5 protein-coding genes and 2 pseudogenes are annotated in these 6,113 nt (G+C 54.6%); 4 read left to right on the top strand and 3 right to left on the bottom strand.

Annotated features, from left to right (window positions below):
• Window positions 1-131 precede the first annotated feature (131 nt).
• Together cysN and RMS95_RS07035 are read right to left on the bottom strand one after the other, a co-directional pair.
• Window positions 132-1,331: pseudogene (gene cysN, locus RMS95_RS07040) on the bottom strand (sulfate adenylyltransferase subunit CysN); the annotation flags it as partial.
• Window positions 1,332-1,571, bottom strand: a pseudogene (locus RMS95_RS07035) (sulfate adenylyltransferase small subunit); the annotation flags it as partial. It lies immediately after the preceding pseudogene.
• Between RMS95_RS07035 and RMS95_RS07030 the strand changes: the two are divergent.
• The 3 genes from RMS95_RS07030 (at window position 1,572) to RMS95_RS07020 (ending at window position 3,284) form a co-directional block, all read left to right on the top strand.
• Window positions 1,572-1,907, top strand: a complete 336-nt coding sequence (locus RMS95_RS07030) for a sulfite exporter TauE/SafE family protein (RefSeq protein WP_310644818.1) — start codon at window positions 1,572-1,574, stop codon at window positions 1,905-1,907.
• Complete coding sequence (gene cysQ / locus RMS95_RS07025; protein WP_310644816.1) at window positions 1,904-2,716, top strand: 3'(2'),5'-bisphosphate nucleotidase CysQ; 813 nt, start codon at window positions 1,904-1,906, stop codon at window positions 2,714-2,716. The genes RMS95_RS07030 and cysQ overlap by 4 nt, the downstream gene beginning before the upstream one ends.
• Window positions 2,717-2,804: 88 nt before the next feature.
• Window positions 2,805-3,284, top strand: a complete 480-nt coding sequence (locus RMS95_RS07020; protein ID WP_310644814.1) for a hypothetical protein — start codon at window positions 2,805-2,807, stop codon at window positions 3,282-3,284.
• A gap of 1 nt (window position 3,285) precedes the next feature.
• On the opposite strand, the gene RMS95_RS07015 is transcribed toward RMS95_RS07020, so the two are convergent.
• A complete protein-coding gene (locus RMS95_RS07015; protein WP_310644812.1) occupies window positions 3,286-4,374 on the bottom strand; it encodes a glycosyltransferase in 1,089 nt (362 codons plus the stop codon).
• Between the two features lie 91 nt (window positions 4,375-4,465).
• On the opposite strand from RMS95_RS07015, the gene RMS95_RS07010 reads away from it, so the two are divergent.
• Window positions 4,466-5,632 carry a nucleotide sugar dehydrogenase gene (locus RMS95_RS07010; RefSeq protein ID WP_310644810.1) on the top strand — a complete coding sequence of 389 codons (1,167 nt, stop codon included), beginning with the start codon at window positions 4,466-4,468 and terminating at the stop codon, window positions 5,630-5,632.
• Window positions 5,633-6,113 lie beyond the last annotated feature (481 nt).

The following is a 6,113-nucleotide window of genomic DNA, read 5'->3' as shown; positions in this document are numbered from 1 at the left end:
TCGGATACCACCGGCTCAATTCGCGCAGCAGCATAGGATTAATTCAAATGCTGCTGCAAATACAAACCATCAAGTTTTGGAATAACCTTGACACATCGGACTAACTTCTAATTCAGTGGTACGGCTAGTGGGGGCAGGTCAGTGGCTAGGTTGCATTCGGCCACGGCATTGAGTTCTAGCTTGTCGGCCGCCATTCGTTCAAGTGTGTTGACGTTGATTTGGTGTTTGATTTTGGTCACGCTGGCATTGACGGTTTGTGTGCCGCACTTGAGCCAGTAGTGGCGTCCGGGCATGAGTGGGTTTTCGGCCATCCACACCAGATGGGCCAGAAACTGGTCAGCCACGGTGGCGGGTGCTTGTGCGGTGGTGAACATGTCACCGCGTGACGCATCGACTTCTTCAGCCAGAGTGATGGTGATGGCTTGGCCAGCCACGGCTTGGGCGAGGTCGCCGTCTTGGGTGACGATGCGGGCAATGTCTACCTCGCGGCCTGATGGCTGCACGCGTATGCGTTGGCCCGCTTTTACAGCGCCTGAGGCCACTGTGCCACTGAAGCCCCTGAAGTCTTGGTTGGGGCGGTTGACCCATTGAATGGGCATGCGAAAGGCAAGCTTGCTCAGGCGGTCTTGTTCGATTTGCACGGTTTCTAAAAAACCCATCAACGTGGTGCCGTGAAACCAAGGCATGTGATGGCTGCGCTCGGTGATGTTGTCACCGCGCAAGGCGGACATAGGAATGGGGGTAACTTGCAGCTCGCCCAGTTGCTGAGCAAAGGCCAAGTAGTCTTGTTGGATGGTTTCAAACACGTCTTGGCTGTAGTTCACCATGTCCATTTTGTTGATGGCCAGCACCACATGCTGGATGCCCATGAGTTTGGCCAAGTAACTGTGGCGGCGTGTTTGGGTGAGCACGCCTTTGCGTGCATCGACCAACACCACGGCCACGTCGGCGGTCGATGCGCCTGTGACCATGTTGCGCGTGTATTGCTCGTGGCCAGGGGTGTCGGCCACGATGAATTTGCGTTTCTCCGTTGAGAAGAAGCGGTAGGCCACATCGATGGTGATGCCTTGTTCGCGTTCGGCGGTTAAGCCGTCGACCAACAAAGCAAAGTCAATCTCTTGGCCTTGTGTGCCGATGCGTTTGCTGTCGGCTTCGAGGGCTTTGAGTTGATCTTCAAAGATCATTTTGGAGTCGTAGAGCAAGCGGCCAATGAGGGTGCTTTTGCCGTCGTCTACGCTGCCGCAGGTGATGAAGCGCAACAGCCCTTTGTGCTGGTGGCTGTGCAGGTAGGCGTAGATGTCTTGGCCGATGAGGTCGCTGACGTGTGACATTTAGAAGTACCCCTCTTGCTTTTTCTTTTCCATGGATGCGGCGGCATCGTGGTCGATGACGCGGCCTTGGCGCTCGGATGTTTTGGTGAGCAGCATTTCTTGAATGATGTTGGGTAGGGTGTCGGCTTCTGACTCCACAGCGCCCGTGAGTGGGTAGCAGCCCAGTGTGCGAAAGCGCACTTTTTTGAGCATGGGTACTTCGCCTGGCCGGAGTGGCATGCGTTCGTCGTCGACCAAGATGTGGTACTGGGCTTTTTGGTGACGTTGACATCCGTAGGGGCTGGTGCTGTAGGTGCTGTGTTGCTGGCTTATTTGTACCCGCTGCGTTTAACGCCGTCGCGTTTGGTCGCTACAGACATCGTGCATGCTGTGCCGTTGGCTTTGTTTGCAGGGCTTGGGCACGTGGTGGTTGGTCACGTCGATTTTGAGCTTTTGACTTGGTTGCTTTTGGGGTCTGTCCCCGGTGTCTGGCTTGGGGCAAAGCTTTCTGCTCGATTGCCGCAGCACTATTTACGCGTGGGTTTAGCCTTGGTGTTGAGTGTGATTGGTTTGAAATTAACGGGACTTGTTGTATGAGCGTCGTCAAGGTGATGGATGAGCAGGGGCTGAAGTTTTTAGTTGATTTGGTCGATGCCGCGGGCAACGTGATCATGGAAATTTATGCCAAACGCGAAGCGTTGCAACATGTCGTGAAAAAAGATGATTCGCCTTTGACCGCCGCAGATTTGGCGTCAAACGAAGTCTTGTCAGAAGGGCTGCGTATGCGTTGGCCGCAGATTCCTGTGTTGTCTGAAGAGAGTGCCAATACGTTTTCTAAAGATGAATGCCCTGTGATGTATTGGGCTGTCGATCCACTAGATGGGACAAAAGAATTCATCAAAGGCAATGGTGAATTCACTGTCAATATTTCACTTGTTGTCAATGGTGAACCGCAAGTGGGGGTGGTGGGGGCTCCCGCGCTTGGGCTGATGTATGTGGGTGCTTTTGGAGGTGCGTGTAGCTTTGTCGCTCAGGCCAAGAAAAGAGATGCCAATGGGTGGCGTGAGATCAAAGTTTCAGGCGCGTCAGCGGAGTCGCTGACCAATCGCCCTGTTCGAGTGGCGACCAGTCGTTCACACCCATCCAATGAGTTGACGAAATGGCTAGAGCAATTTGATGCGGTTGATGGACGCGATATAGGTAGCTCCTTAAAGTTTTGCCTCGTGGCAGAGGGGCAAGTTGATGTGTATCCCCGCTTTGGACCTACATGTATTTGGGATACAGCAGCAGGTCATGCACTTGTCGTTGCGGCAGGAGGACATGTGCAGCAGCCTGGTGGTGAGTCTTTGAATTACCCAAAACCTTCGAACACGTTGAACCCGTTTTTTTTGGCGTTGGGTTACTAACAGATTTTTAGAAAAATCATGGCCAATCATTGATGCATTTCGATGGTTGTTTGTCGAGAGCGAATGAATGTATCGATGAGGTATTTAGATGATGTTTAACTTTTTTGGTTTTAAGAAAAAACCCGTGGTTCAAGAGGTTGCGCTAGAGGCGCTGCCGCCACTGCAGCCATCCCCGATGACGTTTGATGAGGCCTTGGCTGCGCAAGTTGCCGCAAAGGCGGCACAGGCGGCACAGGCGGTGGTCGTTGAAACGCCACCGCTAATGCCAGCGCCAGCTATTGTGCCAGCCGAGGTGGTGGCTGACGTTGTGCCCGAGGCGGCGTGCCAAATGGACACGATGAAAGCCACACGCGAAGACGTGATTGCGGCTTACAAAATCTTCTTGGGCCGCTTGCCCGAGTCGATGGAGGTGGTGGAGCCACGCGTGGGCGTGACGCCTTTCGCGTTGCTGGTGGATTTTTTGGCGTCGAAAGAGTTTTTAGACCAAGCGCCTAAGTCGCAATTGGTGTTGGCGGTGGCGAAGAAAGTGCTGGATGCGCGTGAGCAAGAGGCACCGCCAGCGGCTTAAGTTACTTCAAATACGTTTTCAAGATGGGCCTGTATTTAGCGGCCAAGGCTTCGGGCAAGAACTTTGCACCGTCGTTTTGGCCCTGAATATTGGGCCCTTTTTTTGCGCGCTCGCAGGCGAGTTGGAGTTGCTGCAAAGCGCTGGGTTCGTCGGGTTCGGCCCACCAGCTGGGCTCGGTGAGGTGGGGGTAGTCGTTGGGGCCCACGTCGGTGCGTTGCCAGTTGACGAGCAGGGCGTTGTCGGGCGTGAGGTAGTCTTGCGGCCCCGAAAAATGGGTGCTCACGACATGCAGGCCGTTTTGCAAGGCTTCGACCAAGGTGCGGCCAAAGCCTTCGCTGCGGTGCAGCGACAAATAGCAGTTGGCGCTTCGGTAGAGGTCGGTCAGCTGGTTGGGGCTGAGGGTGTCTTGAATGAGTTTGATGCGTGGGTGATGGGGAATCCACGCAAGTGCAGCTGGCCCCAAGTTTTGCCAGCGGCTGACTTTTAACAACAGGTAGGCGTCGGGCTCGCTTTGCATGAATTGGTGAAAGACCCGCAACACGGCATGCGGGTTTTTGCGCGCAAGGGTGGAGTGCATGTCAAACATGAACAACGACACAAAGGCACTGGCGGGCACGTTGAGTTCTTGCCGAAAGTTGCGGCCTGCGGGTGGGTGTTGCACCACGGGCAGCGGGAGCGACAGGGTGAGTTGGCGCGATTTGGCAAAGAAGGCTTGTTGCACAAAGCGGGTGGGGCACCAAATGTGGTCGACAAGTTGCAGGGCGGCGGCGTGTTGGCTGGGGAAGTCGGGCAGTTCCCACAAAAAGTAGCCAATCTTGCGCTGGGGCTGGGTGAACAGCCGTGGGTGCACGCGGGCGAGGTTTTGGCACTCCATGGCTGACATGAAGAAGACGCTGGTGTTGTAGTCCTGCGTGGTGAGGTGTTGCCACGCGACTTTGACTTGGCCTTGCACGTCGGTGGGGATGTCGGTGACCGAAAAGGGAATGGCGAGGTGCTCCAGCATGGCGGCGAAGGAGCGCAGGTCTTCGCCCAAGCCCATGGGCGAGGTGGCGTAGCCGATGAGGTTGAAGCCTTCTGATGTGCTGCTCATGTGGAATTTTTTGAATTAAATAGTATTAATAAACTATTATCGCTACTTCAGTTAGTTAGTTTTAATTAATTATTTTTAGGATGAATGTTTTATGAAAATCGCAATCGCAGGAACAGGCTATGTGGGCCTGTCTAACGGCATCTTGTTGGCACAAAGCCATGAGGTGGTGGCGTTGGATGTGGTGGCGAGCAAGGTTGAACAGCTCTACCGCAAAGTGCTGCCGATTGAAGACGTGGAGATGGAGGCGTATTTGTCGCACAAGCCCCTGAATTTCAAGGCAACGCTGAGCAAAGAAGAGGCTTACACGGGGGCGAGCTTTGTGATCATCGCGACGCCCACCGATTACGACGCCGAGACGAATTACTTCAACACCAAGTCGGTGGAGTCGGTGATTGCCGATGTGCTGACCATCAACCCGCAGGCGGTGATGGTGATCAAGTCGACGGTGCCGGTGGGCTTTACCGAACGCATGCGCTTGAAGTACATGACGCACAACTTGATGTTTTCGCCCGAGTTCTTGCGCGAAGGCAAGGCTTTGCATGACAACTTGCACCCCAGCCGCATTGTGGTGGGCGACCGTTCTGAGCACGGGCAAGCGTTTGCCGATTTGTTGGTGGAAGGGGCGATTAAAAAGGACATGCCGGTGCTGCTGACCGACAGCACTGAGGCCGAGGCGATCAAGCTGTTTGCCAACACGTACCTTGCGATGCGGGTGGCCTATTTCAACGAGCTAGACAGTTACGCGTCGTCGTTGGGGCTGGACACGCGGCAAATCATCGATGGGGTGTGCCTAGACCCGCGCATCGGCAACCACTACAACAACCCATCGTTTGGCTACGGCGGTTATTGCTTGCCCAAGGACACTAAGCAGCTGTTGGCCAATTACGCCGAGGTGCCGCAAAACTTGATGCGCGCCATCGTGGACGCCAACAGCACGCGCAAAGACTTTGTGGCGTTCGACATCTTGAAGCGCCGCCCCAAGGTGGTGGGCATTTACCGCTTGGTGATGAAGGCGGGCAGCGACAACTTCAGAGCCAGCAGCGTGCAGGGCATCATGAAGCGCTTCAAAGCCAAGGGCGTGGAGGTGATTGTTTATGAGCCTGTGCTGCAAGAGCCACACTTTTTCAACTCAGCCGTGGTGAACGACCTCGCCACCTTCAAACAACGCGCCGACCTGATCGTGGCGAACCGCCAAACCCCCGACTTGGACGATGTGACGGGCAAGGTTTACACGCGGGATTTGTTTGGGGCGGATTGACAAGTTAGACCCTGTTCACACGGGTATTTTGCTATCTATTGAGTGCTTTAGTGTTATTTTGAGAGTTAGACTAGCCGTCGTCTCACAGATTAAACAACCATGGCTTCAAAAAATACACAAAAACAGGTCGTGAAAGCGCCAGCCAAAACAGCGGTCAAGCCAGTCGCCAAGGCCAAAGCCCCAGTGGCCCCCCGGGTTGCTGCTTCAGCAAAGGGTGCGCCCAAAGCAGCGACAAAGCCTGCGGTTAAGGCTGCTGCCTCTAAGTCCGGCGCATCCAAGGCTGTTCTGAAGCCCGCTTCCAAACTGCATCCTGCATTGCAAGCGCCGATTCGGGTGTTTCAAATGGCGGATTCAAGGACGAAGTGCAACACGCTTTAACGAGGCATGGAATACCTCGTGAGGTGTCTTGAATCCTAGTCGCTTTCTGGGGCGATGATTCAATCGGTTTTCAATCATAGTCAATTCCTCATCCGTCACGGTT

The organism is Limnohabitans sp. (genome assembly GCF_031539175.1).
Lineage (GTDB): Bacteria > Pseudomonadota > Gammaproteobacteria > Burkholderiales > Burkholderiaceae_C > Limnohabitans.
The sequence above is the reverse complement of the archived record's forward strand: the minus strand, read 5'-3'. Positions and strand labels throughout refer to the sequence as shown.

Coding starts and splice junctions, on each gene's coding strand:
- RMS95_RS07020 (WP_310644814.1), top strand. CDS start 2,805: ATGATGTTTAACTTTTTTGGTTTTAAGAAAAAACCCGTGGTTCAAGAG.
- cysQ (WP_310644816.1), top strand. CDS start 1,904: ATGAGCGTCGTCAAGGTGATGGATGAGCAGGGGCTGAAGTTTTTAGTT.
- RMS95_RS07010 (WP_310644810.1), top strand. CDS start 4,466: ATGAAAATCGCAATCGCAGGAACAGGCTATGTGGGCCTGTCTAACGGC.
- RMS95_RS07015 (WP_310644812.1), bottom strand. CDS start 4,374: ATGAGCAGCACATCAGAAGGCTTCAACCTCATCGGCTACGCCACCTCG.